The following is a 26,322-nucleotide window of genomic DNA, read 5'->3' as shown; positions in this document are numbered from 1 at the left end:
CGGCGCCGCGTCCGGACGAGCCTGCGATGGCGCAAGCGTCGTCGGCCGCGCCGCAGCGTGTCGAACCCGTCGTCAGCCGTCCCGCGGCGCCGTCGCCGGCCGCCGCATCGTCATCCGCCGCATCCGGCCAATCGTCGTCAGGCACCGTCGCACTCGACGAGCGCCCGCCGATGCAGGATTGACCGGCCATGCGTCGCGCGTGCTGCCTTCCGCCCGACGCCGCTGTCCATGCTTGTGACGCAGCGCATGATGCAAACGATGCGCTGCTTTTCTTATTCTCTTCATCCCGTCCGCAGCCATGCACGACAAAATCCTGATTCTCGACTTCGGTTCGCAAGTCACCCAACTGATCGCGCGCCGCGTGCGTGAAGCGCACGTCTACTGCGAAATCCATCCGAACGACGTGTCCGACGACTTCGTCCGCGAATTCGCGCCGAAGGCGGTGATCCTGTCGGGCAGCCACGCGAGCACGTACGAAGACCACCAGCTGCGCGCGCCGCAGGCCGTGTGGGATCTCGGCGTGCCGGTGCTCGGCATCTGCTACGGCATGCAGACGATGGCCGTGCAGCTCGGCGGCAAGGTCGAGTGGAGCGACCACCGCGAATTCGGTTACGCGGAAATGCGCGCGCATGGCCATACGCGCCTGCTCGACGGCATCGAGGATTTCAAGACCGACGAAGGCCACGGGATGCTGAAGGTCTGGATGAGCCACGGCGACAAGGTGGCCGAGCTGCCGCCGGGCTTCGCGCTGATGGCGTCGACGCCGAGCTGCCCGATCGCCGGCATGGCCGACGAGGCACGCGGGTACTACGCGGTGCAGTTCCACCCGGAAGTCACGCATACGGTGAAGGGCCGCCAGATCATCGAGCGCTTCGTGCTGCAGATCGCCGGCGCGAAGCCCGACTGGATCATGAAGAATCACATCGAGGAAGCCGTCGCGAAGATCCGCGAGCAGGTCGGTGACGAGGAAGTGATTCTCGGCCTGTCGGGCGGTGTCGATTCGAGCGTCGCAGCCGCGCTGATCCATCGCGCGATCGGCGATCAGTTGACCTGCGTGTTCGTCGACCACGGCCTGCTGCGCCTCAACGAAGGCAAGATGGTGCTCGACATGTTCGAAGGCCGCCTGCATGCGAAGGTCGTGCACGTCGACGCATCCGAGCAGTTCCTCGGCCACCTGGCCGGCGTGACCGATCCGGAAGCGAAGCGCAAGATCATCGGCCGCGAGTTCGTCGAGGTGTTCCAGGCCGAGGCGAAGAAGCTGTCGAAGGCGAAGTGGCTCGCGCAGGGCACGATCTACCCGGACGTGGTCGAATCGGGCGGCACGAAGACGAAGAAGGCGACCACGATCAAGAGCCACCACAACGTCGGTGGTCTGCCGGAAACGCTCGGCCTGAAGCTGCTCGAGCCGCTGCGCGACCTGTTCAAGGACGAAGTGCGCGAGCTGGGTGTCGCACTCGGCCTGCCGCCGGAGATGGTGTACCGCCATCCGTTCCCGGGCCCGGGCCTCGGCGTGCGGATTCTCGGCGAAGTGAAGCGCGAATACGCGGACCTGCTGCGCCGCGCGGACGCGATCTTCATCGAGGAACTGCGCAACACGACCGCGACCGCGCAGGATGCGGCTGCCGGCCTGTGCGGCGAAGCCGATGTCGGCAAGACCTGGTACGACCTGACGAGCCAGGCGTTCGCGGTGTTTCTGCCGGTCAAGTCGGTGGGCGTGATGGGCGATGGCCGCACGTATGACTACGTGACGTCGCTGCGCGCCGTGCAGACGACCGACTTCATGACCGCACACTGGGCGCACCTGCCGTACGCGCTGCTCGGCCGCGCGTCGAACCGGATCATCAACGAGGTGCGCGGGATCAACCGGGTCGTGTACGACATCTCGGGCAAGCCGCCGGCGACGATCGAGTGGGAGTGAGCGGTAAAAGGCTCCTCTTGAAATCATTGGCTTACGCAGGATCTTGCAGGATTCTCGTTGCGATCCGCATGGTTGTAAGCCATTGACGTAGAAGCGAACTTTCTACGAATCCGGAGACTGCCCGCCGCGTATGCGCTGCAAGTGACAGTGGGGCGGGCAGTAGCCGAATGCACGATTGCGACTCGATAATCTCCCGGCAACGGGATTCAGTCGTGGCAGTAAAAATCCTTCCGGAATGCGGGACGCGATGCGGGTTTGCGGGCACATCGAGGGCTCGTGATTGGTAGCGGTAAAAGCGGTACCAATCACGAGAACAGGAAACGAGGCTCACCGAATTCGCATTCCGCAATCCTTTTAAATCCCGTACAGCCCTGTACAAGATCACCGACCGCGACGGTTTGCATGTCGCAGTATCTCCGGCGGGCATATTTCCTTGCTTCGATACGATTACCTGCATTATTGAGTGAAGAGAAACGATGGCGGCCGCGCGCCGTGTCGAAGCTTTTCACCGAATGCGTCGCCAGTTGGCGTAATGAAGCCGGAATGGCGAATCCGAAAGTGCATTGTTGCGCTCGACAGGGATTTTGTCGTCGAATTGGTGTCGCGTGTTTCTCCAAAGGATCGATATATTTTCACGCAGTTTGCACCGTTTTATCTTTCGCCACTTCCTATAATGGTCTTCAGCAACGTGGAACGCCTTGGTTCATTGCGGGGCTGTGTCGTCTCCGGGCGTGACCGCATTGCCGATGCGCCATGGTCAATTGGCCGTGGTATTTGGTGGCCTTCTACTGTAGTTACAGCGTCGCGCGCCACCGCCAAAAAACGCTACGTCACAGGAAAGAAAAATGGCAAACCTACAAAACGGCATCAATGCGTGGATTTTCTTGAACGAAGACGAACCGCCACAAACCAACTACAACAGTCCCGAAAGTTGCTATCAATCGCTGATCGATTGCAAGGTTTACGACAGTGCAAATTTTCTTGGCATTGCTTTTTTCGAGGTCGTTCCCGCCGCACAGGGTTCCACGATCCAGATCGGCAACGCGTCGCATTCGAGTGGACTGACCAATCAGGATTATTTGAATTTTGTACTCCGTGATGCGCGTCAGGTGAATCCTGGAATTAAATTTCTGGCCACGATGGTGTATTCCGGCGCCAATACATTGGCGGCGGTTTTCTCGGGAGGAGGAGATCCGCAAACACAGGCGGCCAACTTTGCGAATAATCTGGTGACATATCTCCAGAATAATGGAATGAATGGCCTGGATATCGATTGGGAAGGCGATGTTTCCGATAAAATGACGCGAGCGCAGTTTCAGATTCTGTTCTCTGCAATTCGCGCCGAATTCGATCGACAGCCGGTGAAATATTATCTGTCATTCACGCCCGCATGGCCCACCAGTTCGATTGATTACGCTACGGTCAATAGCCAGTTCGATTTTGTCTCTCCGCAATTCTACGACGGCACGCCGCTATCGGATTTTCTTGATGCCGGCATATCGCCGTCCAGGATTGGCTATGGCGCTCAGTTCGAACCGGGAAATTCAGCCCCCAATGCCAGTGCGCAACAGGTCTGGAGCATGGTTTCGGAAGGTTTTTCTTCCGGGGGTACGCGGTACGATTATCAGGATATTTTTGTCTGGCGCTTCAATTCGGGAAACTTCCAGTTCGAGCAGGCGCAGTTCATGATTCTCGATCAACTCGGAAATCCGCCCACCAGCAACGCCTTCGACGACACATCGATTATCAGCGCCGCAGGTAATCCCAACCTAACCCGAGTGACGATCCGGTCAGGCGACGTACTCAACGCGGTTCAGGCCGTCAATACCGGGACGGGGCCATATAACACCGGCACCCAGGGAACGGGAACCGGAATATTCACCTTGTTGCAACACGGCGGAAACAGCGGGACTGCCCAGGTCATCAATATTCCGCTTGACGATCCGATCGTGTCCATTTCCGGCTACACGGGCGTGTGGTACGGCTGGCAATGTGTTTTGCAACTCACGTTGACCGGGAAAAGCGGGGCCACTTATGGCCCGTTCGGCAGTATGGCCGGCTCAACCACCCGGAATGGTTTCGTACAGTCTGCTCCGGCCGGACAAAGCGTGGTCGGCTTCAGTGGATCTACGGTGACGGTTCCGTTGGCAGGGGGCAACCAGACCGCAATTCTTGCAACGCTGAATGCCGTTTTCGCCTGAGGCACCTGATAACGATTTTTCAGTACCTGCGGCAATAGTTGACCAAGGCCATGCGACTGCATGGCCTTTTTTCAATTCGTGTCGGGAGATTCCCAAGCCGTTTTGCGCTCACATGCTGCCCGAGTCATGAAACGTCGCGTGGCACGCGTGATGCGGCAATCCGTCATGTGCCTGACAGCGATCGCCTGCGGCCGTCGACCGATTCTCACGCATGCGCGCCCGCGAGCGAGCGCAGGTACATCGGCACTTTCGCCTTCGCCGTTGCCTGGACACGCGTCATGAGCGCGTGATCGATACGATCCAGCCCGTAAGTCCGGGCAATGTCCTGCTGCAGCCTGCACCACAGGTGGCTGGCCATTTCGGCATCGACCATCGCCCGGTGCGCCCGTCCCGATTTCGGCAATCGCAGCATGTCCGCGAGGCTCGACAGGCGATGACTCAGCGCGTCCGGGTAAATGCGCCGCGCCACGAGCATCGTGCAGGCAAAGGCATGCTCGGCCGTCATGCCAAGCAGCCCGAGTTCCGCCTGCCAGAACCGTTTGTCGAAACCGGCGTTGTGGGCGACGACCGCGTGTTTGCCGACGAACGCAGCCGCTTCCTTCATGACTTTCGATGCCGGCGGCGCCGATGCGATCATCTCGTTCGTGATGCCGGTCAGCGCGACGACGTCCGACGGTATGCGTCTGCCTGCATTCATCAGGCTCTGGAAACGATCGACGACTTGTCCGTCGCGGAGGAGGATGACGGCGATTTCGGTCGCACGATCACCCAGGTTCGGCGAAAGCCCGGTTGTTTCGAAGTCCAGTACCGCAACGGTTTGCATGGTCGAATCCTGTTGCTTCACGCAGTGTCGTTCAGAGAGGCCGAGAGGTTAGCATTTCCCGGCCCACGACGGACTCGTTCAGCCCGGCAAACAACCATCCGTGCGGCGCAAGCCGATCCGATCGACGCCTGGGATCGCCCGCGAATGCGTCCCGATTCGCCGTTGGCCTGGCAGGACGCACGAGGCGCGACGATGCAGAAGGGTGCCGGCTAGCGGCAGCCCCTCGACCCGCGCATCATGCCGCAATCCCGTTTCCGCCTTCGACGATCCGGATCGGGCCCGTGGCGTGTCCCGCACCCTGCCCGAGACTGAACTCGATCAGCGCTTCGAAAATCTCCCGTTGCCCGGCAGGCAGCACGGGCAGCAGCGTCTCGCGCCGCTTGTCCGCATCGAACATCGATTCGACCAGCCATCCCGTCAGGTAGAGCGACGCAAGGCATCCGCCCGCGGTCGCGACGTTGCCGTGACACACCAGCGGCTGGTCCATCACTTGCAGCCCGACTGCCTGCAAACCCTGCCGCGCTTCGGGGTGCGTCGTCGCGCGGCGCTGCGGTAGCAGCCCGAGCCGTTCGAGAATGAAGGCGCCGCCGCAGATCGACCCGACAAGCTGGCGTTCGGGATCGAGATCGAACGACGGCAGGAAACCGGGATCGGCGAGCGCGGCCGGTACGCCTTCCTTGCCGCTCGAAAACAGGACCGCGTCGGCGCGATTGGCGTCGGCGAGCGGGCCGTGCGTCGGGATCGCCAGACCCTGGGCGGAATGCAGCACCGGCTGCGCGCCCAGGATCCGGACGCGCCAGTCCTTGCTGTTGCGACCGAGAATGTCCCACGTCAGGAACAGGTCGATATCGGTGAACCGGTCGAATGCGACGAGCGCGATGTCTTTCAAGGCGGACTCCTTACGTAATGGCGCGCTACCGGAAGCGGCGGCGGCCGTGATAGAGTTCGCAGCCTATCTGTCCATGCCGCACCATACACAGCCTGTATGGCGAAGACGATGAGCACACTGACGCGAAACGACTGGATTGCCGCGGGCTTCGACGCCCTCGACGGCGAAGGGTACGCGGGCATTTCGGCCGAGAGCCTCGCGCGTCGGCTGAACGTGACGCGGGGATCGTTCTATCACCACTTCCGCAATCGCGAGGACTTCGTCAGGACGCTGCTGACCGCGTGGGAGGACGACTACACCGCGCGCATGCTGGCGTATGCGGCGGAGGGCCACGGTGCCGGGGACACGCTGTTGCGCTACCTGCGCATTGCCGCCGAGAAACGGCCAGGGCGTGAAATTGCGATCCGTGCCTGGGCATTGCACGATCCGCTGGTCGCGGAATGCCAGCAGCGTGTCGACGCGGCGCGGCTCGCATTTGCGATCGACACGTCGCGCCGGCTGGTGCGCACGCCGGGCGAGGCCGAGATCGTCGGGCAGGCCGTGCACTTGTGCCTGATCGGTGGGCAGCAGTCAGGGCTGCGGCGCGACGCCGACCGGTTCAACGGCTTCATGCAGCGCGCTTTTTCAATGGTCGAACGCGTGCTGCCGATGCGTCGCGCATGATGCGTCACCTGGCACGCGTACCGGTGCACGCGCGGCATGCGGGGCGCGGACTCGGTAGTACGCAGCCGCGTTCGCATGTGCCGTGCGTGTGACGTAGAGGGCGGCGCGATCTCCCGCCCTGGCCAGACGGGTCATGCGTGCCGTGGCGACGAGGGCGGTGCCGCGCGATGGCGCAGGTGGATCAGCGGATAGGGCCGTCCTTGTCCGTCGAGCGCCGAGCGCCCGCAGCGCTCGAAGCCGAGCCGCTCATAGAATCGCGCTGCCGATTCGTTCTGCTCGTTGACGTCGGTCGACAGGTCGGGATGACGCGTGAGTGCGTCTTCCACGAGCAGGCGTCCGACGCCTGCCCCATGGTGCGCGGGATCGACGAACAAGGCTTCCATGTGACTGCCGTCGAGCAGCATGAAGCCGATCGCATGGTCGGCCTCGTCGACGGCGAGATCGAGCGGCGCACCGGGCAGGAACCCGACCACTTCGGATTCGATTGCGCGACGGTCGTCGTCGCTCAGGAAGTGATGCGTCGCGTCGACCGCGTTGCGCCAGATATCCAGCACGCGTGCGCCGTCGGCCTCGGTGGACTTGCGAATTCTGATCATGGTTTGACCTGTCTTGATTTGTAGTTTGAAGGTCGGCGGCCCGCCGACACCGTCATGGCCGCGATCGGGACGCTCGCAAGGGATGCGGGCAGACGGCGCTGTTTCAGAGAATGGCCGGACGCCGTGCGTCGCCGAGGCTCGCGGCACGCTCGATCGCTCGTCGCGCGACGTCGCGAACGCCCGCACTCATCGGCAAATCGTCGCGGTCGAGCTCGGCGAGATCGAACCAGCGCGCGTCGAGCGCATCGTCGCCGGCAGCAGGTGTGCCGCGCAACCAGTTGCACAGCACCGCGACCATGACGAAATGCTGGTGCACGTTGCCGCCGGCATCGTAATCGAAGGCATCCAGCGCGGTAAAGACGTCGAGTGCCTCGACGTCGACGGTCGTCTCTTCCACGATCTCGCGCACGATCGCGCTCGCAATCGATTCGCCTGCTTCGATCTTGCCGCCGGGAAAGCCCCAGCAGCCCGCATCGGGCGGATTGGCGCGGCGCACCAGCAGCACGTCGCGTTCCCGCAGGACGATGCCGATCACGGCGGGAACGGGGCGTATGGAGGCGATGACGCCGGTCAGGGAGCGGGGCGAGTCGGACATGACGGATCGATGCGTGCGCGTGGTCGAGAGGGCGGCCGGTGACGATTCACCGCGCGTCGTGCGTTCGCTGCTCGATCGCGCGGATCACGGCGACCATGTCGTCCGCACCATGTCCGGCCCGCTCGGTCTCGCCGTAAAGCGCGTGGCAGATGTCGAGCAGCGGCGACGCGATGTTGGCGCCGCGCGCGGATTCCGCGACGAGGCGCGCATTTTTCAGCACGTCGGTGATCGCGGCCTGCACCGAGAAATCCGCCGCGACGAGTTTGCCGAGTTTCACGCGCGACACGTCGCTCGCCATCGGTCCCGCGTTCAGCACGTCGGCGAAGCGGGCGAGATCGATACCGTGGCTTTGCGCGAAATGCGTGGCTTCGGTCAGGCCGGTGACCATCGTGATGAGGAACAGGTTCACGGCGAGCTTCATCGTCAGCGCCGACGGTACGTCGCCGCACACGAAGCTGTCGCGGCACAGCGGCTTCACGAGCGCGCGGACGGCGTCGACGTCGTCCGGCGCGCCGGCGAGCATCACGACGAGTTGGCCGGCTTCGGCCGGCTTGCGCGAACCCGACACCGGCGCTTCGACGTAACGGCCCGACGCGGCGGCGATTTCATCGGCCAGCGCGCGCGAATAACCGGGAGCGTTCGTGCCCATGTTCACGATGGTGTGCCCGCCGACACGGGTAGCGAAACCGGGCGTGCCGCGCGCGAGAACGGCGTCGATCGCCGCGTCGTTCGCGAGCATCAGGATCACGGTGGAGCAGGCGGCGAACACGTCGTCGGCGTGCGCGGCCACGCGTGCGCCGGCGTCGCGCAACGCATCGTCGCTGCCGTGCGACCGGCTCCATACGACGAGCGGCGTGCCGGCCCGCGCGAGATTGAGCGCCATCGGCGTGCCCATCACGCCGAGGCCGATGAATCCGACTGCGGTTTGCATGTTGTGACTCCCACGGTGGGTGGAGACGATCGTGGGCGTCAGTATCGCAGCGTTTCCGCACGTCTGCCATGTCGTCCCCGCACCCGCGGGAGCTACGTCACGGCCGCGTCGTCGTGTCCGCCCTGTCAGCCATGTCGGCCAGAAACGGCCACGGATAGATGCCGCGGGCATGGCCGTCGCCGAAGCGGGCGCGGATGCCGTAGCCGGCTGCTTCGAGGCCGGCCAGCGTCAGGTCGGGCCGCGCATCGACACGACCGCCGTCGAGCCGGATCCTTCGGCATTCCGCACACGGGCAATCGCCGCGCAGCTGCGCATAACCGATGCGCTGCGTGCGACCGTCCGGCCAGCGGAGCGTCAACGTGCGTGCAGCGTGATCGAGCGCGATTTCGGTCGGCGCGATCATCGCGACGCCTCGTCGATTTGCCGGATCGCGATTCGCACGGCTTTGCGCACTTCCGGATCGTGATCCTCCAGCGCGTGGGTGAGCGCGGCCAACGTCGCGCGGTCGCGCAATTCACCGAGCGCTAGCGCGGCTTCCTTGCGCAGGTTGCTGATCGCATGCGACAGCAGTGCGGCGACGGCCGGCGCCGCCGCAGCATCGCGCAGTTGCCCGAGCGCACGCGCGGCACGCAAGCGCACCTGCCAGTAGTCGTCGTCGAGCGCGGCGGCGAGCGGGTCGCGCGCGGCCGCGACACGCAACTTGCCGAGCGTCGTGGCCGCTTCCTCGCGCACCTGCCATTCGCGGTCGCGCAGCGCGGCGAGCAGTGCGTCGATGGTGGCCGCATCGCCGGGTGCCGCGAACCCGATCGCGCCGACCGCGGCGCGTCGCACGTCCGCTGCGGCATCGGTGGTCGCGATGCACGCGAGCGACGGCAGCGCACGCGGATCCCTGAGCCAGCCGAGCACCGCGACGGCTTCGGCGCGCACGGCGGCGTGTTCGGCATCGAGTGCGCGCAGCGCGGGCGCGAACGCGCCGGGGTCGCGCAACTCGCGCAATCCGCGCAGCACGGCGCGGCGCACGAACGACTCGGGCCGGTCGGCCCATCTGCACAGCACGGCACCCGATGCCGCGTCCTTCAGTTCGGACAGGCTCTGCGCGGCGGTGGCGCGTACGCCTTCGTCCGGATCGAGCAATGCGCCGCACAGTGCGTCGACGACGTCGGGCTGTTCCCATGCGCCGAGCACGCGCGCAGCCTCGCTGCGTACGTCGGCCGACGGATCGTCGCACAGTGCCGCAACGAATGACGGCACCAGATCGGATTCCTCGAGATCGGCAAGCTCGATCAGTGCGATGCGGCGCACGGATGCGTCGGGCGAGAGGGCGAGTGCGGCACGATTCGGATCGTGCGTGCCGGGCAGCGAGGCGGTGAAGGAGAAAGCGGTCATGGGCAAAGGATCGGTTCGGTGAAAAAGCCGCTGCTCGCGCAGCGCGATGCATGGGCGGCGCGGCATGGCGGCGCGAATCTGGCGAACGCCGGCCCGGCCGTCACGTCGTCGATGCACGGCCTGCACGGCCTGCACGGCCTGCACGGCCTGCGCGGCCCGCGCGGGCGGCACGACGACGACCGGCCGCGCGCGCTCAGCGCAGCAGGTAAGGGATGTCGACCTTGACCGCGCCGGTCGGGCAGTCGCGCTCGCACGGCATGCAGTACCAGCATTCGTCGAACTGCATGTAGGCCTTGCCCTTGGTCACGTCGATCGCGAGCAGGTCGAGCGGGCACACGTCGACGCAGACGGTGCAGCCCTTGTCGGCAATGCAGCGTTCCTCGTCGATCGTCACGGGCGCGCTGCTGCGCAGGAAGATGTCGTGCGGGGTATGGGGCACGGTGGGGCTCCTCAGAGGGCGGCCGCGAGCGCGGCCGGTTCGCGGATGCGCAGATTCGTGTAGGCGCCGCGATAGTCGTCGGCGAGCGGCACGACGTACGGTTCGACCGGGCGCTTCTCGCTGCGCATCGCGCCGTCGGCGTCCTTGCGCAGCCAGGTGTGGCAGAACCATTCGGCGTCGTTGCGATGCGGAAAGTCGACGCGATGGTGGTACAGCCCCCAGCGGCTCTCGGTGCGGAACAGCGACGCGCGCGCGGCCATTTCCGCGCAGTCGCGGATCGCGCGCACCTCGGCGGCGCGCATCAGTTCGTGCGGATGGCTTGCCTTTATCTCTTCGATATCCTCGGCAATGGCATCGAAGCGCTGCAGCCCGATTTCCATTTTGCGTGTCACCTTCGGCGGTTGCAGATAGTCGTTCACCATGCGGCGCAGCTTGTATTCGACCTGCGCCGGTGCCAGGCCGCGCTCGCGCAGCAGTGGGGCAAGCACGCGCTTGCGTTCGGCGGCGACCTGTTCGTCGTTCACCGGCGCATGCTCGCGGCCGGCCACGTAATCGGCCGCGTTCTGCCCGGCAAACCAGCCGTACGTAAATGCGCCGAGCATGTAGTTGTGCGGGACGGCCGCCATGTCGCCGGCCGCGTAGAGGCCGGGCACGGTCGTCTCCGCGCGTGCGTTCACGTACACGCCGGACGCGCTGTGGCCGCTGCAGAAACCGATCTCGGAGATGTGCATCTCGACCATCTGGCTGCGGTAGTCGGTGCCGCGCCCCGCATGGAAGCGGCCGCGGCTCGGCCGCTCGTTCGTATGCAGGATCTGCTCGATGGTCTGGATCGTTTCCTCCGCGAGATGATCGAGCTTGAGGAACACGGGGCCGTTGCCGCTTTGCAGTTCCTGGTAGAACTCCCACATCATCTGGCCGCTCCAGTAGTCGCATTCGATGAAGCGTTCGCCCTTGCCGTTCGCGGTGAATCCGCCGAGCGGGCCGGTCACGTACGCGCACGCGGGGCCGTTGTAGTCCTTGATCAGCGGATTGATCTGGAAGCATTCGAGATTCGCGAGCGCGGCACCGGCGTGATAGGCCATTGCGTAGCCGTCGCCCGCGTTGGTCGGGTTCTCGTACGTGCCCATCAGGTAGCCCGAGGCCGGCAGGCCGAGGCGGCCGGCCGCGCCGCAGCAGAGAATCACGGCCTTCGCGCGGATCACATGGAACTCGGCCGTGCGGCAGTCGAAGCCGAGTACGCCGCTCGCGCGGCCCTGTGCGTCGGTCAGCACGCGCGTCGCGACGATCCGGTTCGTGATCGCGATGCGCGCGCGCTTCAGTTGCCGGTACAGCACCTTCTTGATGTCGTGTCCTTCCGGCATCGGCAGCACGTACGAACCCATGTGATGGACCTTCTTCACCGCGTAGTCGCCGGTGCCGTCCTTCTCGAATTTCACGCCCCAGCGGTCGAGCTGCTCGATCGTCGCGAAGCTGTGTGTCGCATACGCGTACACGGCTTCCTGGTCGACGATCCCGTCGTTGGCGATCGTGATCTCGCGCGTGTATTGCTCGGGCGTCGCATGCCCGGGAATCACCGCGTTGTTCAGGCCGTCCATCCCCATCGAGATCGCGCCGCTGCGTTTCACGTTGGCTTTTTCGAGCAGCAGCACGCGCAGGGACGGGTCGCGCTCCTTCGCCTTGATCGCCGCCATCGGGCCGGCCGTGCCGCCGCCGACCACGACGATGTCGTATTCGAGCACATGGGTAGTCATCGTTGTTTCCTTGCAGGTTTGCGCGGTTTTTGCCGGTCGATGCGCAGCCGGTACTGGAAGGCATCGCCGCGGAAGTACAGGTATTCGTAGTCGATCGGTGCACCCGACGCGTCATGCGTGAGGCGCTCGATGCGCAGCACGGGGCTGCTTTCCTCGACGTGCAGCGCGTCGACGATCTCGTCGTCGGCGAGGATCGCGTCGATCGACACGTCGGCATGGCCGAGCGGAATGCCGCAGTCGTTTTCCAGCACGAGGAAGATGTCGCGGGTCGCGAGATCGGCACCCGCGAGGCGCTTGCCGAGCGCCTCGGGCACCCAGGTCTGTTCGAGCGACACGGGCTCGCGATTCAGCAGCCGCACGCGGTGGATCTCGACGAGCGGCGCGCCTTCCGGCACGTTCAGCTTCGTTGCGAGATGGCGGTCGGCCTTGACGGTGCGGACACTGCGCACCTGGTTGACGATCTCGTAGCCCATCGACGACATCGCCTCGGCGAAGCCCTGCAGCGACGTCACGTTCTGGAATGCCTTCGGCTTCGACACGAAGGTGCCCTTGCCGTGCAGCTTGAACAGCAGTCCTTCCTTCTGCAGATCGCCGAGCGCCTGGCGCACCGTGATCCGGCTGACGCCGAACGCCGCGCAGAGTTCGTGCTCCGAAGGCATCCGGCTGTGCGGCGCATAGGTGCCGTCGAGGATGCGTGCGCGCAGCGTGTCCTTGATCTGCACGTAGAGCGGGGCCGCGGACAGCGGCACGACGTTGGTTGAGGTCATCGATCAACTTGTTATGACAAGATCGCTCGAGTGTAGTCAGCGCGATCGCGCGTCCCAACCAACGATTTCTGATTTCGACTTTCCGATTCCGGAAAAGCACGGCGGCAGGGGCGGACCGGACGGACGATCCGGCGTGAGGTGTCGATCCGATCCACCCATGACGGGCGAAGTGGAGCGGCGGACAATCAAGGAAATTCGCGGGCGCCTGTGCCGCGCGTGTCGATTTCCCGATGCGTCGCCCGTCGTATCCATGTCGACCGGGCATTGCACCTTGCGGGTAGCGCCCGGGTACCGAGGATTGCCGTAACGAAAAGGAGACATCCCATGCCGGATTCCCGATACCGCTGGGTCATCGTCGCCGCGGGCGGCTTGATGGGCTGCATCGCCATCGGCGCGATGTTTTCGCTGCCCGTTTTCCTGCGCGCGATCGCGCGCGACACCGGCTGGTCGATGACCGGCATTTCCGGCGCGATGACGCTCGGCTTCATCGCGATGGCCTTCGCGAGCATGGGGTGGGGCAGCCTGTCGGACCGCGTCGGCACGCGCCCGGTCGTCATGACGGGGGCCGTCCTGCTGTCGGCAAGCCTGGCGCTGGCGAGCCGCGCGCCGTCGCTGCTCGCGTTCCAGCTGACTTTCGGCCTCGCCGTCGGTGGTGCGACGGCCGCGATATTCGCGCCGATGATGGCATGCGTGACGGGCTGGTTCGACACGCACCGCAGCCTGGCGGTGTCGCTCGTGTCGGCCGGCATGGGGATGGCGCCGATGACGATGGCCCCGCTGGCCGCGTGGCTCGTGTCGGTGCGCGACTGGCGCACGTCGATGCTGCTGATTGCGGCGCTGGCGGCCGTCGTGATGATTCCGGTGTCGCTGCTGGTGCGCCGGGCGCCCGCGCTCGACGGCGCGCATGCGGCCCCGGCGGCCTCCGCGGCTCCCGCTCCGGCCGGTGACCCCGCGGCGATGTCGGTCGCGCACGCGCTGCGTTCGCCGCAGTTCATCGTGCTGCTGCTGACCAACTTCTTCTGTTGCGCGACGCATTCCGGCCCGATCTTCCATACGGTCAGCTACGCGTTGACTTGCGGGATTCCGTTGATCGTCGCGGTGTCGATCTACAGCGTCGAAGGGCTCGCCGGCATGGGCGGCCGGATCGCGTTCGGGATCCTGGGCGACCGCATCGGCGCGAAGCGCACGCTGGTGGCCGGGCTGTTTGCGCAGGCGCTCGGCGCGCTCGGGTACGACTTCGTGCGCACGCTCGACGGGTTTTACGCGGTCGCGACCTTGTTCGGCTTCATCTATGCGGGCGTGATGCCGCTGTATTCGGTGCTCGCGCGCGAGAACTTCCCGTTGCGGATGATGGGCACCGTGATCGGCGGCTGCGCGATGGCCGGCAGCCTCGGGATGGCCGCGGGCCCCGTGGCCGGCGGCCTGATCGTCGATACGTTCGGCAGCTATGGCTGGTTGTACGTCGGTTCGTTCGCGATCGGTGTCGGCGCGTTCCTGATGGCGATGATGTTCCGCCCGTTCGCGAAAGCGCGGCCGGAAACGGTGGCCGCGTGACCCGCCGGCGGAAACGCGGAGGCCTGAATTTCACCGTATCGGCGCGGCTCGGCCCGCGTCGCCACTGACAAAAAACAGGGCCGGCATTGCGTCCGTTCGCGGGTGTCTGGACAGCCCGCAGCCCGCTGCGGCGTAGCAGCGCGGCAAATGATGCCGATCGGCACGCATGCGCGGCGATTCGGCCCCTAAAAACGCAATGTCGAGCATATATTCGAAGGGCCTGTCATACCCGCGTCACCCTGCTAGAATTCGGCCTGCCGCATTGTTCCGATTGACTGATGAGATTGCTTGACGCCCTGGTCGAACAACGTATTGCCGCCGCCGCCGCGCGGGGCGAGTTCGACGATTTGCCGGGTACCGGCGCGCCGCAGGCGCTGGATGACGACCTGCTCGTGCCCGAGGAGGTGCGGGTGGCCAACCGTATCCTGAAGAATGCGGGCTTCGTGCCGCCGGCCGTCGAGCAATTGCGCGCGCTGCGCAACCTGCACGACGAAGTGCAGGCGGTCAGCGACCGTGCCGCGCGGTGCCGGCTGCAGGCGAAGATCCTCGCGCTCGACATGGCGCTCGAATCGCTGCGCGGCGGCCCGATGGTGATGCCGCGCGATTACTGCCGGCGCATCGCGGAGCGCCTGTGCGAGCGCGGGCTCGACGAAGCGTCCGCCGAAGCGGGGCCGATGTGACGTCCGACGCGCTGCACGACGCAGCCCGCCCGGCAGACACCCCGGCGGCCGAACCCGCCGCCGATTCCCCCGTTCCCGAAGCTGCGCCCGTATCGGCGCGCGACCTGCATTTCATGCGTCTCGCGCAGGCCGCCGCCGAAGAGGCGCGCGCGGCCGGCGAAGTGCCGGTCGGTGCGGTGCTCGTGCGCGGCGATGAAGTGATCGCGCGCGGCTTCAACCATCCGATCGGCGGGCACGACCCGTCGGCCCATGCGGAAATGGCCGCGCTGCGCATGGCCGCGCAGCATCTGCAGAATTACCGGATGCCCGGCTGCGAGCTGTACGTGACGCTCGAACCGTGCCTGATGTGCGCGGGCGCGATCATGCATGCGCGTATCGCGCGAGTCGTCTACGGCGCCGCCGATCCGAAGACGGGCGCCTGCGGCAGCGTGATCGACGCGTTCGCGAATCCGCAGCTGAACCACCATACCGAAGTGACCGGCGGCGTGCTCGCCGACGAGTGCGGCGCCGCGCTGAAGTCGTTCTTCGCCGAGCGCCGTCGCGCGCTGCGCGAAGCGCGGCTGGCCCGCGACGCCGAATCCGGCGCGTCATAGGCGCGCCCGCCGCCCCGACCCGAGCCGGGCGTGCACGGCTTCGTGAACCGGAGACGGTTCAGACCCTCTAAGCAGGTTTGACGACCCGACACCTTTCGCCATGTCCTTCCAGCCCGCCGCGTCCTACACCATCCGGCTGCTTGCGCCGTCCGGCTATCCGCACGACCCCGACGCGATCAACCGCGCGCTCGAGCGCCTCAGCACCGCACAGCACCGCATCGAGAACATCGAGGCGACGCAGCGGCGCTTCCAGCGGTTCGGCGGCACCGACGGCGAGCGGGCAGGCGACCTGAACCGTCTTGCCGATCCCGAGCGGCCGCTGCCGGACATCGCGCTGGCGGTGCGCGGCGGCTACGGCGCCGCGCGCATCCTGCACGGGCTCGACTATCGCGGGCTCGAACGCAGGCTGCGCGACCAGCCTGTCGCGCTCGTCGGCCACAGCGACTTCACGGCACTCCAGCTCGCGCTGTATGCGAAGGCACGCATCAAGACGTTCGGCGGCCCGATGCTGTCCGCCGATTTCGGCGCGGAAACGCCGAGCGACTTCACGATGCAGCACTTCTGGCAGACGCTGACGCAGCCGAGCACGACGATCGTCGCCGACGCGCCGCAGGTGCAGAGCGTGAACGTGACGGGCACGCTGTGGGGCGGCAACCTCGCGATCCTCTCGTCGCTCGTCGGCACGCCGTACATGCCCGACATCGAAGGCGGCATCCTGTTCATCGAGGACGTCAACGAGCAGCCGTTCCGGATCGAGCGGATGATCTATCAACTGCACCTGTCGGGGCTGCTCGCGCGCCAGCAGGCGCTGGTGCTCGGCCAGTTCACCGGTGCGCGGCCGTTCGAGTACGACAACGGCTACGACATGCAGGCGATGATCGAGCAGGTGCGCGCGGTGGTCGGGATTCCGGTCGTCACGGGGCTCCAGTTCGGCCACGTGCCCGACCTGTTGACGCTGCCGTTCGGCGCGCACGCGCAGCTGGTCGCGAATGCGCACGGTTTCCGGCTCACGCTGTCCGACTACCCGCACCTCGGCTGAGATGGGCGCGATCGATCGAAAGGCGGGTTTCCCGCCTTTTTCTTTAGGTAAGCGCGCAACTAACGATCAAGTTTTTTCGTCGACATCCGCAGCACGGTCGCCGAATTTTGCACCAGTTTTGTCAACAAAAAAGCCGGAAGGGTATACGACGAGAAGGGCCTCTGTCGTACGTATCGGCCTTGTCGTGCATGGATTCGACGCATCATGCACCGAACGGGGTCGCGTCGATGCACGCCGATTGTGCGCAATGCCGGAAAAGAATTGTTGACAATCTTTATGTCCGCCCTAGGATGAGGATCATCACACGATGCCGATCATGAACGAGCCCGAAGCCCACCTGTCCGGTGCAGCCAGCCCCGAAGCGATCGCCGAGCGGATTCGCACGGCGATCCTCGAGCATCGGCTCGCGCCAGGTTCGAAGCTGACGGAGGCGCAGCTCTGCGACGTATTCGGCGTGAAGCGCGGGACGATCCGCCAGGCGCTTGCGCAGCTCGCGACCGACAAGCTCGTCGAGCTCGAGCCGAACCGCGGCGCGTTCGTCGCGAGCCCGACGCTGCAGGACGTGCACGAGGTGTTCGAGATGCGCCGGATCATCGAGCTCGCCGTGGTCGAGCGGCTCGCGACCGGGCCCGGCGCGAAGCGGCTGAAGGGCGTCGCCGCGCTGATCGACAAGGAACGCAAGGCGTTCGAGCGGCACGACTTCGCGGCGTGGATCCGGCTGTCGGGCGAATTCCACACGGCGCTCGCCACGCTGATGGGCAATGCGACGCTCAGCGAGTGCCTCGAAGGGCTCGTCGCACGCTCGACGCTGATGTCGGCGCTGTACGAATCGCACGGGCGCAGCCCGTGCTCGTGCGACGACCACGAAGAGATCCTCGCCGCGCTGGAGGCGGGCGATCCGAAGCGGGCGGTGACGCTGATGGCGCACCACCTGCAGCATGTCGAACTGAAGATGCTGGACCGGCCCGCACAAGGGCAGGTCGATTTGCGCGAAGTGTTCGGCGGCGCCTGAGCGGCGACGCGAACCCGGCCGCGCGCCACATAACGAGCGAAATGCAGGCCCGCGGCGTTTGCCGCGGGCCGCTGGTCCGACTCCGGGCGTCGATCCGGAGCGATATCGATGACGGTGGAGCGGCCATCCGGTCGCGTCAAGGAGAAGTCATGGCTCAGTTCAGTGTGGCGCACGATAGCGCTTATCCGGCGGAAGAAGGCGGCGAGGGCGGCGACCCGACGCTGCCGAAAGGTTACAGCGAACGTCTGTATAACGAAGATTTGGCACCCCTGAAAAACCAGACATGGGGCTCGTACAATATCTTCGCGTTCTGGATGTCGGATGTGCACAGCGTGGGCGGCTACGTGTTCGCGGGCAGCCTGTTCGCGCTCGGGCTGACGAGCTGGCAGGTGCTGATCGCGCTGATCGTCGGGATCAGCCTCGTGAACGTGCTGTGCAACCTGATCGCACGGCCGAGCCAGCAGATCGGCGTGCCGTACCCGGTCGCGTGCCGCGCGACGTTCGGCGTGCTCGGCGCGAACGTGCCGGCCGTGATTCGCGGGCTGATCGCGATCGCGTGGTACGGCATCCAGACCTATCTCGCGTCGAGCGCGCTCGTGATCGTCGTGCTGAAATTCTTCCCGCAATGGCTGCCTTACGCGGACGTGCATCGCTACGGCTTCCTCGGGCTGTCGGCGGTGGGCTGGGCCGGCTTCATGCTGCTGTGGGTGCTCCAGGCGTTCGTGTTCTGGAACGGGATGGAGACGATCAAGAAGTTCATCGACTTCGCGGGGCCGGCCGTCTACGTCGTGATGTTCATCCTCGCCGGCTACATGGTGTGGCGCGCGGGCTGGCGCAACATCGGCATCAACCTCGGCGGCGTCAAGTATCACGGCGCGGAAGTGATTCCGGTGATGATCACGGCCGTGTCGCTGGTCGTGTCGTACTTCTCCGGGCCGATGCTGAACTTCGGCGATTTCTCGCGCTACTGCCGCTCGTTCGGCGACGTGAAGCGCGGCAATTTCTGGGGGCTGCCGGTCAACTTCCTCGCGTTCTCGCTCGTCACGGTGATCACGACGGCAGCGACCTTGCCCGTGTTCGGCGAACTCATCACCGACCCGGTCGAGACGGTCGGCCGCATCGACCATCCGACCGCGGTGATCCTCGGCGCGCTGACGTTCACGATCGCGACGATCGGCATCAACATCGTCGCGAACTTCGTGTCGCCCGCGTTCGACTTCTCGAACGTCGCGCCGCGCCTGATCAGCTGGCGCGCGGGCGGGATGCTCGCGGCCGTCGCGTCGATCTTCATCACGCCGTGGAACCTGTTCAACAACCCGGCCGTGATCCACTACACGCTCGACGTGCTCGGCGCGTTCATCGGCCCGCTGTACGGCGTGCTGATTGCCGACTTCTACCTCGTCAAGCGCGGCCGGCTCGTGCGCGACGACCTGTACACGATGTCGGAAAGCGGGACGTACTGGTACACGGGCGGCGTGAACCGCCGCGCGCTCGTCGCGCTGTTGCCGGCTGCGGTGATCGCGATCGTGTGCGTGATGGTGCCGGGCTGGCAGGGCGTCGCGAACTTCTCGTGGTTCATCGGCGCGGGGCTCGGCTTCGTGTTCTACCGGCTGCTCGTGAACACGAAGGCCTGAGGAGCGTGCGATGAAGATCCGGCTGATCAATCCGAATACGACGCAGCGGATGACCGACTCGATGGGCCGCTGCGCGCGCGAGGTCGCGGCCGCCGGCACGGAGATCGTGGCGGTGAGCCCGCCGATGGGGCCGCCGTCGATCGAAGGGTATTACGACGAGGCGCTCGCGACACCGGGGCTGCTTGCCGAGATCGCGCAAGGCGAGCGCGACGGCTGCGACGCATACGTGATCGCGTGCTTCGGCGATCCGGGCCTGTACGCGGCGCGCGAACTCGCGCGCGGGCCGGTGATCGGCATTGCCGAGGCCGCGATGCATGCGGCGAGCGTGCTCGCGCCGGGCTTCTCGGTCGTCACGACGCTCGCGCGCACCTGCGGGATGGCGTGGCACCTCGCGGAGCGCTACGGAATGAAGCGGTTCTGCCGCAACGTGCGCGCGACCGACGTCGCCGTGCTCGAGCTCGACCGGCCGGGCTCGGCCGCGCGGCGGATCATCGTCGACGAATGCCGGCGCGCGCTCGACGAGGACGGTGCCGACGCGATCGTGCTCGGCTGCGCGGGGATGGCCGAGTTCGCGCACGAAATCGAGCAGCAGATCGGTGCGCCGGTGGTCGAGGGCGTCACGGCGGCGGTCAAGTGGGCCGAGGCGCTCGTCGCGCTGCGCCTCGCGACGGCGAAGCGCGGCGATTACGCGCGGCCGCTGCCCAAGCGCTACGACGGCGCGTTCGCCCGCTTCAGCCCGCCGGGCGGGGACGAGGCGGAGCCGGCCCCGAATTTGCCGCAACCGCACATACACACCGTCTGACACGCACTATCTGCGCCGCTGTATGGGCGCGTATGGGCGTTTTCGCTACACTGGGCCGTCATCGCATCGGCTTGCGCAGCCGGCCTCCGGCACCCGCGCGGTCGATGCGAACCCATTATTTCAGCGAACTTTCGCCGCACCTCGAACCATGTCACTCGATCCCAACTATCCTCGCGACCTGATCGGCTACGGCCGCCATCCCGTGCAGGCGAACTGGCCGGGGCGCGCCCGCGTCGCCGTGCAATTCGTGCTGAACTACGAAGAGGGCGGCGAGAACTGCGTGCTGCACGGCGATCCGGGCTCCGAGCAGTTCCTGTCCGAAATCGTCGGCGCGGCCGCGTATCCCGACCGCCACATGAGCATGGAGTCGATCTACGAATACGGTTCGCGGGCCGGCGTTTGGCGCATCCTGCGCGAATTCGAGAAGCGCGGGATGCCGCTGACGGTATTCGGCGTCGGCATGGCGATCGAACGCCACCCGGAGCTCGCACGCGCGTTCGTCGAGCTGGGCCATGAAATCGCGTGCCACGGCTGGCGCTGGATCCACTACCAGAGCATGACGCCGGAACTCGAGGCCGAGCACATGCGCCTCGGGATGGAAGCGATCGAGCGCGTGACGGGCGAGCGCCCGCTCGGCTGGTACACCGGCCGCGACAGCCCCAACACGCACCGTCTCGTCGCGGAATACGGCGGTTTCCTGTACGACTCCGACAACTACGGCGACGATCTTCCGTTCTGGATGGACGTCGAAGTGTCGGGCGGCAAGACGTCGCCGCAGCTGATCGTGCCGTACACGCTCGACACGAACGACATGCGCTTCGCGACGCCGCAGGGCTTCAACACCGGCGATCACTTCTTCGACTACCTGCGCGACGCGTTCGACGTGCTGTACGCGGAGGGCGACGAGGCGCCGAAGATGCTGTCGATCGGCATGCACTGCCGGCTGCTCGGCCGGCCGGGCCGTTTCCGCGGGCTGCAGCGTTTCCTCGATCACATCGAGAAGCACGATCGCGTATGGGTGACGCGCCGTGTCGATATCGCGCGTCACTGGCGTGAACATCATCCGTATCAGCCCAATCATCGAAACGAAGGGAAAGCATGAAGGCGATGCGCTACACGTTGGATCAACTGAACACGATGGCGCCGAGCGCATTTGTCGCGGCGTTGTCGGGGATCTTCGAACATTCGCCGTGGGTGGCCGAAGTCGCCGCCGGCGAGCGGCCGTTCGCGAGCATCGACGCGCTGCACAAGACGATGTCGGGTGCCGTGGAATCGGGCGGCGAAGCGCGCCAGCTCGCGCTGATCAACGCCCACCCGGAGCTGGCCGGCAAGGCGGCCGTGCGCGGCGAGCTGACGGCCGAGTCGACGCGCGAGCAGAGCGGCGCGGGCCTCGACCAGTGCACGCAGGAAGAGTTCGACAAGCTGCTGACGCTGAACCGCACGTATCGCGAGAAGTTCGGTTTCCCGTTCATTCTCGCGGTGCGCGGTTATGACCGGCACGGCATCATCGCGAACTTCGAGTCGCGTGTGAATCATTCGCGCACCGAGGAACTGCGCGCGAGCCTCGACCAGATCTACCGGATCGCGCGCTTTCGCCTCGACGACCTGATCGACGCCTGACACCGCAGTACGGCCCGCTGCGTCGCAGCGGCCGGATCGCCTCACTGAAACAAGGAAACATCATGGCTGTTCCGCTTCTCGATCCCAACGCACCCGAATTCACGCGGCGCTACGTGAATCTTGCCGACCCGCGTCTCGGTGCGCAGGCGCTCGAGGCCAGCGACGATTTCTTCGCGCCGAAGGACCGGATGCTGAACCCCGAGCCGGCCGTCTTCATTCCCGGCAAGTACGACGACCACGGCAAGTGGATGGACGGCTGGGAAACGCGCCGCAAGCGCACGACGGGCTACGACTGGTGCATCGTCAAGCTCGCGCGCCCGGGCGTGATCAAGGGTTTCGACATCGACACGAGCCACTTCACCGGCAACTTCCCGCCGGCCGCGTCGATCGAGGCCGCGTTCGTGGCCGACGGCGCGCCGACTCAGGCGACCGAGTGGGTCGAGATCGTGCCGTCGACGACGCTGCAGGGCAACAGCCATCACTATGTCGACGCGAGCGACGCGCGTGCGTTCACGCACCTGCGCGTGAACATCTACCCGGACGGCGGCATTGCACGCCTGCGCGTGTACGGGCAGCCGCAGCTCGACTGGGCCGGCGCGAGCGCGACCGAGCAGTTCGATCTCGCGGCGATGGAAAACGGCGGTTACGTGGTGGCCGCGAACAACCAGCACTTCGGCGTCGCGTCGAACCTGCTGCTGCCGGGTCGCGGCGTGAACATGGGCGACGGCTGGGAAACCCGCCGCCGCCGCGAACCGGGCAACGACTGGGCGATCATCGCGCTCGCGCAGCCGGGCGTGATCCGCAAGATCGAAGTCGATACTGCCTTCTTCAAGGGCAACTATCCGGATCGCTGCTCGATCCAGGCCGCGTACGTGTCGGGCGGCACGGACAGCTCGCTGATCACGCAGTCGATGTTCTGGCCGGTGCTGCTCGGCGAACAGAAGCTGCAGATGGACAAGCAGCACTACTTCGAACAAGACATCGCGTTGCTCGGCCCCGTCACGCACGTGCGACTGAACATCATTCCGGACGGCGGCGTGTCGCGCCTGCGTCTGTGGGGGACGCTCGACAAATGAAGACGCTTGTCATCGAACCGCTGACCAGGGAAGCGTTCGCGCCGTTCGGCGACGTGATCGAAACGGAAGGGGCAAAGCAGATCCCGATCAACCTCGGCACGACGATCCGCTTCCACGATCTCGCGAAAGTCGACGTGACCGATGAAGACGGCCGCACGCTCGTCAACCTGTTCCGCGGCCAGCCGCGCACGCTGCCGTTCGAAGTGAAGATGCTCGAACGGCACCCGCTCGGCAGCCAGGCGTTCGTGCCGCTGAACGACCAGCCGTATCTCGTCGTCGTGGCGCCCGCGGGCGATCTCGATCCGGCGAAGATCCGCGCGTTCGTGACGAGCGGGTGGCAGGGCGTCAACTATGCGAAGGGCGTGTGGCATCACCCGCTGATCGCGCTCGGCGGCGTCAGCGACTTCATCGTCGTCGATCGCGGCGGCGACGGCCTGAACCTGAACGAGCAGGACCTGCAGGAATCGCTGTGGCTCACCGACGAGGCGCTGCACGCGCTGACGGCCTGAGTGGTCGCTGCGGTTCCGCCACTGCCGATCGAAAACCCGCGCACGTTGCGCGGGTTTTTTCATGGTGCCGCCGTTTCGACGCGATTCAGGTCGCCGCGGTCTTGCGCGCGTCGCGCGAACCGTGGGCACCGCGGCGCCGGTTCGCGACCGGCGCATGCTCGGCGATCAGCCCGGCGGCCCAGTCGATGAAGACGCGCAGCTTCGCGCTGACGTGCCGGTTCGGCGGGAACGCGACGTACATCGGCATCGGTTCGAGCTGCCATCGCTCGAACAGCGGCACCAGTTCGCCACGGGCGCGATGCGCACCGGCCATGTAGTCGGGCAGCCACAGAATGCCCAGCCCGGCGAGGCCGGCCTCGAGGTACGCATTGCCGTCGTCGACCGCGAGCACGTAGCGTCCGCGCACGGTGATCCGCTCGCCGTCGCATGCCATCGCAAACGGCAACGCCTTGCCGGTGCGCGCCCACAGGAACCCGACGATCCGGTGATGCGAGTCCTCCAGCTCGTCCGGATGAGCCGGCGTGCCGGCACGCGTGAGATAGGCCGGCGACGCGTACACGCCGAGCCGCAGGTCGCCGACATGCCGCGCGACCAGCGAGCGGTCGGTCGGCTCGCCGCCGCGCACGACGCAGTCGACGTTCTCGCCGATCACGTCCACCACGCGGTCGCTCACGCCCATGTCGAGCTGGATGTCCGGATAGCGCGCATGGAACGCGGGCAGCGCGGGGATCAGGATCAGGCGCGCGAACGGGCTCGGCACGTCCACGCGCAGCCGCCCGCGGGGTGTCGCGGACGCCGCGGACAGGCTGGTTTCGGCATCGTCCATGTCGGCCAGCAGCCGCACGACGCGGTCGTAGTACGCGGCGCCGTCCGCGGTGACGACAACCTTGCGCGTCGTGCGGTTGAACAGCTTCACGCGCAGCCGTGCCTCGAGCTGCTGCACGAGTTGCGTGACGGTGGTGCGGCTCATGTGCAGTGTCTCGGCGGCCTTCGTGAAGCTGCCGGCTTCCACCACGCGGGCGAACGCCTGCATTGCGTCGAATCGGTCCATCGGGTCAGGGCTCCGCGTCGGTCGGGAATTGTTTGGGGCGCGCAAACAGTGTTGGACAGGGTTGCCGGTTTATTCGTCGTGCCACCGTCCTTAAAGTGCCTTCATCGTTGATGCCGGGGCGGTTTCGCCCCACAAACCGAAGGAGGTGCTGAATGGTAAAGCGTAGCGTGGTTTTTCCGCCCGGTCGGCAGGCACTGTACGAGCGCAACCGCTATTCGCCGGCGCTGCGCTCGAACGGCTTCCTGTTCGTGTCCGGGCAGGTCGGCAGCCGCGAGGACGGCTCGCCCGAACCGGAACTCGGCGTGCAGGTCCGCCGCGCGTTCGACAACCTGAACGCGGTACTGCGCGCGGCCGGCTGCACGTTCGACGACGTCGTCGACGTGACGGTGTTCCTCGTCGATCCCGAAGCGACGTTCGAGCGGATCTGGGAGATCGTCCCCGAGTACTGGGGCGACGCGCCTTATCCGACGCTGACTGCCGTCGGCGTGACCTGGCTGTACGGCTTCCAGTTCGAGATCAAGGCGATCGCGCGGCTGCCGGAGACGGTCGACGGGTGAGCCATGCCCGACACGCGGCCCGCGCGTCACGGCGCGACGGGCACCTCCTGCTCGTACGCGCGATGCAGCAGGGCGACGAACGACGACGCGTCCGGCAGCGTCGCCGTGCCGAAGCGGTGCACGGCGACACCGGGCGTCCACGAGTTCATCACGACGGCGCCGGCCATCGACGGCAGGTCGGCCGGCGTCAGTTCGCGATCGTGCTGCGCGACGCCCAGGCGCGCCAGCTGCCGGCGCACGATGCGCATCGTGACTCCGCCGAGCATGCCGGCCACCGGCCACACGACCGCGTCGCCCGTCCAGAATGCCAGGTTCCAGATCGAGCCTTCGCTGATGCGTCCGTGGCGATCGACGAATGCCGCATCGTCGAAACCCTGCGCGATCGCGCGGCGCAGGAAGTGCGTCTTGGCGACTTCGCCGACGTGCTTGATCTCCGGCAGCACGCGCTCGTGGTCGAACAACACGAGATCGAGCGGGCCCGCCGGCCCCGACGACGGCGCGGCGGTGCGCACCAGCACGTCGAGCGCTTCGTCGTCGCGCGGCGCGACGAATTCACCCGTCGTCGCATGCACGGTCGCCGTCAGCGACAGCGCCGACGGCGCGCGCTCGAGCGCAGCGCGCAGGAGCGCGCGAATCCGGGTGTCGGGCAACGCCTGGCCGAACAGTGCGTTCGACGCATCGCGCAGCCGCGCGAGATGCAGGTCGAGGCCGCGTACGCGGCCGTCGCGCACCTGCATCGCGGTGAAATGCGCGTGGCCCGCGAATGCGAGCGGCGCGAGCGCGTCCGGGGTGGCGGCACTGCCGTTGAGCTGAACGACGGACGGGAACGGGGCAACGGTCATTGGCGGATCTCCGGGTTCGGTCGCGAGCGCGGGGCGGCTCGCGGCATCGTCAAGAAAGCCTATTGTTTGCGGATTGATGGCATCTTGAAAAACGAGTAGTTTTGGAACGGTCATCAAATCCGGTTTGAAGATCGATGGAACGCATGTGGCCCGGTACACGCGCGCTGAGGACGTTCGATGCGGCGGCGCGGCACCTGAATTTCTCGCGGGCGGCCGACGAGGTCGGGCTGACGCCGGCGGCGGTCAGTCATCAGATCAAGGAAATCGAGGCGCAGCTCGACGTCGCACTGTTCGTCCGCACGAGCCGCAGCATCCGGCTGACGCCGGCTGGTGCCGTGCTGGCCGCCGCGGCCGCCGATGCGCTGGCGGGCCTGCAGCGCGCGACGGCCCGGGC

30 protein-coding genes and 1 pseudogene are annotated in these 26,322 nt (G+C 66.2%); 18 read left to right on the top strand and 13 right to left on the bottom strand.

Going from position 1 to position 26,322, the window contains the following annotated elements; all coding sequences use genetic code 11:
* Together DPV74_RS22885 and guaA are read left to right on the top strand one after the other, a co-directional pair.
* Positions 1–182, top strand: a pseudogene (locus DPV74_RS22885) (hypothetical protein); the annotation flags it as partial.
* Positions 183–298: 116 nt separating this feature from the next.
* A complete protein-coding gene (gene guaA, locus DPV74_RS22880) occupies positions 299–1,918 on the top strand; it encodes a glutamine-hydrolyzing GMP synthase (RefSeq protein ID WP_027787108.1) in 1,620 nt (539 codons plus the stop codon).
* Between the two features lie 305 nt (positions 1,919–2,223).
* On the opposite strand, the gene DPV74_RS22875 is transcribed toward guaA, so the two are convergent.
* A complete protein-coding gene (locus DPV74_RS22875; RefSeq protein ID WP_162923109.1) occupies positions 2,224–2,427 on the bottom strand; it encodes a hypothetical protein in 204 nt (67 codons plus the stop codon).
* A 336-nt stretch (positions 2,428–2,763) separates the two neighbouring features.
* Between DPV74_RS22875 and DPV74_RS22870 the strand changes: the two genes are divergently transcribed.
* Entirely contained in the window at positions 2,764–4,119 is a 1,356-nt protein-coding gene (locus DPV74_RS22870) for a glycosyl hydrolase family 18 protein (protein ID WP_119338014.1), read from the top strand.
* A 205-nt stretch (positions 4,120–4,324) separates the two neighbouring features.
* Here DPV74_RS22870 and DPV74_RS22865 read toward each other — a convergent pair whose 3' ends face one another.
* Entirely contained in the window at positions 4,325–4,942 is a 618-nt protein-coding gene (locus DPV74_RS22865) for a PolC-type DNA polymerase III (protein WP_059494117.1), read from the bottom strand.
* A 235-nt stretch (positions 4,943–5,177) separates the two neighbouring features.
* On the bottom strand, positions 5,178–5,831 hold the full coding sequence (locus DPV74_RS22860) for a DJ-1/PfpI family protein (protein WP_119338013.1): 654 nt from the start codon (positions 5,829–5,831) through the stop codon (positions 5,178–5,180).
* 108 nt (positions 5,832–5,939) lie between these two features.
* On the opposite strand from DPV74_RS22860, the gene DPV74_RS22855 reads away from it, so the two are divergent.
* Positions 5,940–6,494, top strand: a complete 555-nt coding sequence (locus DPV74_RS22855) for a TetR/AcrR family transcriptional regulator (RefSeq protein ID WP_119338016.1) — start codon at positions 5,940–5,942, stop codon at positions 6,492–6,494.
* Positions 6,495–6,625: 131 nt separating this feature from the next.
* On the opposite strand, the gene DPV74_RS22850 is transcribed toward DPV74_RS22855, so the two are convergent.
* From DPV74_RS22850 to DPV74_RS22830, 5 genes are all read right to left on the bottom strand, one after another.
* Entirely contained in the window at positions 6,626–7,090 is a 465-nt protein-coding gene (locus tag DPV74_RS22850; protein WP_060084316.1) for an acetyltransferase, read from the bottom strand.
* Positions 7,091–7,193: 103 nt separating this feature from the next.
* A complete protein-coding gene (locus DPV74_RS22845) occupies positions 7,194–7,685 on the bottom strand; it encodes an NUDIX hydrolase (RefSeq protein ID WP_119338012.1) in 492 nt (163 codons plus the stop codon).
* 46 nt (positions 7,686–7,731) lie between these two features.
* On the bottom strand, positions 7,732–8,616 hold the full coding sequence (locus DPV74_RS22840; RefSeq protein ID WP_119338011.1) for an NAD(P)-dependent oxidoreductase: 885 nt from the start codon (positions 8,614–8,616) through the stop codon (positions 7,732–7,734).
* A gap of 97 nt (positions 8,617–8,713) precedes the next feature.
* Entirely contained in the window at positions 8,714–9,019 is a 306-nt protein-coding gene (locus DPV74_RS22835; RefSeq protein ID WP_119338010.1) for a DUF971 domain-containing protein, read from the bottom strand.
* Positions 9,016–10,002 carry a HEAT repeat domain-containing protein gene (locus tag DPV74_RS22830; protein WP_119338009.1) on the bottom strand — a complete coding sequence of 329 codons (987 nt, stop codon included), beginning with the start codon at positions 10,000–10,002 and terminating at the stop codon, positions 9,016–9,018. Before DPV74_RS22830 ends, DPV74_RS22835 begins: the two co-directional genes overlap by 4 nt.
* Positions 10,003–10,020: 18 nt before the next feature.
* Between DPV74_RS22830 and DPV74_RS22825 the strand changes: the two genes are divergently transcribed.
* A complete protein-coding gene (locus DPV74_RS22825) occupies positions 10,021–10,227 on the top strand; it encodes a hypothetical protein (protein WP_162923108.1) in 207 nt (68 codons plus the stop codon).
* Here the strand turns inward: DPV74_RS22825 and DPV74_RS22820 are convergent.
* From DPV74_RS22820 to DPV74_RS22810, 3 genes are read right to left on the bottom strand one after another with little or no spacing between them, the layout of a single operon-like run.
* Positions 10,196–10,441: a ferredoxin family protein gene (locus DPV74_RS22820; RefSeq protein WP_006764074.1), complete on the bottom strand. Its 246-nt coding sequence runs from the start codon at positions 10,439–10,441 to the stop codon at positions 10,196–10,198. The genes DPV74_RS22825 and DPV74_RS22820 overlap by 32 nt on opposite strands.
* Before the next feature lie 11 nt (positions 10,442–10,452).
* Entirely contained in the window at positions 10,453–12,192 is a 1,740-nt protein-coding gene (locus DPV74_RS22815) for a fumarate reductase/succinate dehydrogenase flavoprotein subunit (RefSeq protein ID WP_119338008.1), read from the bottom strand.
* Positions 12,189–12,959, bottom strand: a complete 771-nt coding sequence (locus DPV74_RS22810; RefSeq protein WP_119338007.1) for a GntR family transcriptional regulator — start codon at positions 12,957–12,959, stop codon at positions 12,189–12,191. The genes DPV74_RS22815 and DPV74_RS22810 overlap by 4 nt, the downstream gene beginning before the upstream one ends.
* 324 nt (positions 12,960–13,283) lie before the next feature.
* Here DPV74_RS22810 and DPV74_RS22805 point away from each other — a divergent pair, with 324 nt between their 5' ends.
* From DPV74_RS22805 to DPV74_RS22755, 11 genes are all read left to right on the top strand, one after another.
* Positions 13,284–14,513: an MFS transporter gene (locus DPV74_RS22805; RefSeq protein ID WP_119338006.1), complete on the top strand. Its 1,230-nt coding sequence runs from the start codon at positions 13,284–13,286 to the stop codon at positions 14,511–14,513.
* 278 nt (positions 14,514–14,791) lie between these two features.
* A complete protein-coding gene (locus DPV74_RS22800; RefSeq protein WP_006478536.1) occupies positions 14,792–15,193 on the top strand; it encodes a DnaJ family domain-containing protein in 402 nt (133 codons plus the stop codon).
* The gene (gene tadA / locus DPV74_RS22795; protein ID WP_021160355.1) at positions 15,190–15,786 is read left to right on the top strand and encodes a tRNA adenosine(34) deaminase TadA; all 597 of its coding nucleotides are present in this window, start codon (positions 15,190–15,192) and stop codon (positions 15,784–15,786) included. The genes DPV74_RS22800 and tadA overlap by 4 nt, the downstream gene beginning before the upstream one ends.
* 100 nt (positions 15,787–15,886) lie before the next feature.
* Complete coding sequence (ldcA, locus tag DPV74_RS22790) at positions 15,887–16,825, top strand: muramoyltetrapeptide carboxypeptidase (protein WP_027787124.1); 939 nt, start codon at positions 15,887–15,889, stop codon at positions 16,823–16,825.
* Between the two features lie 307 nt (positions 16,826–17,132).
* On the top strand, positions 17,133–17,837 hold the full coding sequence (locus DPV74_RS22785) for a GntR family transcriptional regulator (RefSeq protein WP_027787125.1): 705 nt from the start codon (positions 17,133–17,135) through the stop codon (positions 17,835–17,837).
* Between the two features lie 149 nt (positions 17,838–17,986).
* The gene (locus DPV74_RS22780) at positions 17,987–19,471 is read left to right on the top strand and encodes an NCS1 family nucleobase:cation symporter-1 (RefSeq protein ID WP_059694659.1); all 1,485 of its coding nucleotides are present in this window, start codon (positions 17,987–17,989) and stop codon (positions 19,469–19,471) included.
* Positions 19,472–19,481: 10 nt separating this feature from the next.
* Positions 19,482–20,273: an aspartate/glutamate racemase family protein gene (locus DPV74_RS22775; protein ID WP_060311849.1), complete on the top strand. Its 792-nt coding sequence runs from the start codon at positions 19,482–19,484 to the stop codon at positions 20,271–20,273.
* A 148-nt stretch (positions 20,274–20,421) separates the two neighbouring features.
* Entirely contained in the window at positions 20,422–21,375 is a 954-nt protein-coding gene (puuE, locus tag DPV74_RS22770; protein ID WP_027787128.1) for an allantoinase PuuE, read from the top strand.
* Positions 21,372–21,893, top strand: a complete 522-nt coding sequence (uraD, locus tag DPV74_RS22765) for a 2-oxo-4-hydroxy-4-carboxy-5-ureidoimidazoline decarboxylase (protein WP_027787129.1) — start codon at positions 21,372–21,374, stop codon at positions 21,891–21,893. The genes puuE and uraD overlap by 4 nt, the downstream gene beginning before the upstream one ends.
* A 62-nt stretch (positions 21,894–21,955) precedes the next feature.
* Positions 21,956–22,969: an allantoicase gene (gene alc / locus DPV74_RS22760; RefSeq protein ID WP_119338005.1), complete on the top strand. Its 1,014-nt coding sequence runs from the start codon at positions 21,956–21,958 to the stop codon at positions 22,967–22,969.
* Positions 22,966–23,478, top strand: coding sequence for an ureidoglycolate lyase (locus DPV74_RS22755; protein ID WP_027787131.1), 513 nt, complete (start codon positions 22,966–22,968; stop codon positions 23,476–23,478). Before alc ends, DPV74_RS22755 begins: the two co-directional genes overlap by 4 nt.
* Before the next feature lie 85 nt (positions 23,479–23,563).
* On the opposite strand, the gene DPV74_RS22750 is transcribed toward DPV74_RS22755, so the two are convergent.
* A complete protein-coding gene (locus DPV74_RS22750; RefSeq protein ID WP_119338004.1) occupies positions 23,564–24,529 on the bottom strand; it encodes a LysR family transcriptional regulator in 966 nt (321 codons plus the stop codon).
* Positions 24,530–24,681: 152 nt separating this feature from the next.
* Between DPV74_RS22750 and DPV74_RS22745 the strand changes: the two genes are divergently transcribed.
* A complete protein-coding gene (locus DPV74_RS22745) occupies positions 24,682–25,086 on the top strand; it encodes a RidA family protein (RefSeq protein ID WP_119338003.1) in 405 nt (134 codons plus the stop codon).
* 26 nt (positions 25,087–25,112) lie between these two features.
* Here the strand turns inward: DPV74_RS22745 and DPV74_RS22740 are convergent, their stop codons facing one another.
* Entirely contained in the window at positions 25,113–25,928 is an 816-nt protein-coding gene (locus DPV74_RS22740) for an aminotransferase class IV family protein (RefSeq protein ID WP_200058370.1), read from the bottom strand.
* A 134-nt stretch (positions 25,929–26,062) separates the two neighbouring features.
* Here DPV74_RS22740 and DPV74_RS22735 point away from each other — a divergent pair.
* On the top strand, positions 26,063–26,322 hold a 260-nt coding region (locus tag DPV74_RS22735), incomplete at its 3' end, for a LysR family transcriptional regulator (RefSeq protein ID WP_205571932.1).

The organism is Burkholderia sp. HAN2018 (assembly GCF_024704855.1).
GTDB classification, from domain to species: Bacteria; Pseudomonadota; Gammaproteobacteria; order Burkholderiales; family Burkholderiaceae; genus Burkholderia; species Burkholderia cepacia.
This window is presented reverse-complemented; position numbering and strand designations above follow the sequence as displayed.

Bases quoted from the DNA above. Each gene is read 5' to 3' on its own strand.
- guaA (WP_027787108.1), top strand. From the start codon at position 299: ATGCACGACAAAATCCTGATTCTCGACTTCGGTTCGCAAGTCACCCAA.
- DPV74_RS22870 (WP_119338014.1), top strand. From the start codon at position 2,764: ATGGCAAACCTACAAAACGGCATCAATGCGTGGATTTTCTTGAACGAA.
- DPV74_RS22865 (WP_059494117.1), bottom strand. From the start codon at position 4,942: ATGCAAACCGTTGCGGTACTGGACTTCGAAACAACCGGGCTTTCGCCG.
- DPV74_RS22855 (WP_119338016.1), top strand. From the start codon at position 5,940: ATGAGCACACTGACGCGAAACGACTGGATTGCCGCGGGCTTCGACGCC.
- DPV74_RS22850 (WP_060084316.1), bottom strand. From the start codon at position 7,090: ATGATCAGAATTCGCAAGTCCACCGAGGCCGACGGCGCACGCGTGCTG.
- DPV74_RS22845 (WP_119338012.1), bottom strand. From the start codon at position 7,685: ATGTCCGACTCGCCCCGCTCCCTGACCGGCGTCATCGCCTCCATACGC.
- DPV74_RS22840 (WP_119338011.1), bottom strand. From the start codon at position 8,616: ATGCAAACCGCAGTCGGATTCATCGGCCTCGGCGTGATGGGCACGCCG.
- DPV74_RS22835 (WP_119338010.1), bottom strand. From the start codon at position 9,019: ATGATCGCGCCGACCGAAATCGCGCTCGATCACGCTGCACGCACGTTG.
- DPV74_RS22830 (WP_119338009.1), bottom strand. From the start codon at position 10,002: ATGACCGCTTTCTCCTTCACCGCCTCGCTGCCCGGCACGCACGATCCG.
- DPV74_RS22815 (WP_119338008.1), bottom strand. From the start codon at position 12,192: ATGACTACCCATGTGCTCGAATACGACATCGTCGTGGTCGGCGGCGGC.
- DPV74_RS22810 (WP_119338007.1), bottom strand. From the start codon at position 12,959: ATGACCTCAACCAACGTCGTGCCGCTGTCCGCGGCCCCGCTCTACGTG.
- DPV74_RS22805 (WP_119338006.1), top strand. From the start codon at position 13,284: ATGCCGGATTCCCGATACCGCTGGGTCATCGTCGCCGCGGGCGGCTTG.
- DPV74_RS22800 (WP_006478536.1), top strand. From the start codon at position 14,792: ATGAGATTGCTTGACGCCCTGGTCGAACAACGTATTGCCGCCGCCGCC.
- ldcA (WP_027787124.1), top strand. From the start codon at position 15,887: ATGTCCTTCCAGCCCGCCGCGTCCTACACCATCCGGCTGCTTGCGCCG.
- DPV74_RS22785 (WP_027787125.1), top strand. From the start codon at position 17,133: ATGCCGATCATGAACGAGCCCGAAGCCCACCTGTCCGGTGCAGCCAGC.
- DPV74_RS22780 (WP_059694659.1), top strand. From the start codon at position 17,987: ATGGCTCAGTTCAGTGTGGCGCACGATAGCGCTTATCCGGCGGAAGAA.
- DPV74_RS22775 (WP_060311849.1), top strand. From the start codon at position 19,482: ATGAAGATCCGGCTGATCAATCCGAATACGACGCAGCGGATGACCGAC.
- puuE (WP_027787128.1), top strand. From the start codon at position 20,422: ATGTCACTCGATCCCAACTATCCTCGCGACCTGATCGGCTACGGCCGC.
- uraD (WP_027787129.1), top strand. From the start codon at position 21,372: ATGAAGGCGATGCGCTACACGTTGGATCAACTGAACACGATGGCGCCG.
- alc (WP_119338005.1), top strand. From the start codon at position 21,956: ATGGCTGTTCCGCTTCTCGATCCCAACGCACCCGAATTCACGCGGCGC.
- DPV74_RS22755 (WP_027787131.1), top strand. From the start codon at position 22,966: ATGAAGACGCTTGTCATCGAACCGCTGACCAGGGAAGCGTTCGCGCCG.
- DPV74_RS22750 (WP_119338004.1), bottom strand. From the start codon at position 24,529: ATGGACCGATTCGACGCAATGCAGGCGTTCGCCCGCGTGGTGGAAGCC.
- DPV74_RS22745 (WP_119338003.1), top strand. From the start codon at position 24,682: ATGGTAAAGCGTAGCGTGGTTTTTCCGCCCGGTCGGCAGGCACTGTAC.
- DPV74_RS22740 (WP_200058370.1), bottom strand. From the start codon at position 25,928: ATGACCGTTGCCCCGTTCCCGTCCGTCGTTCAGCTCAACGGCAGTGCC.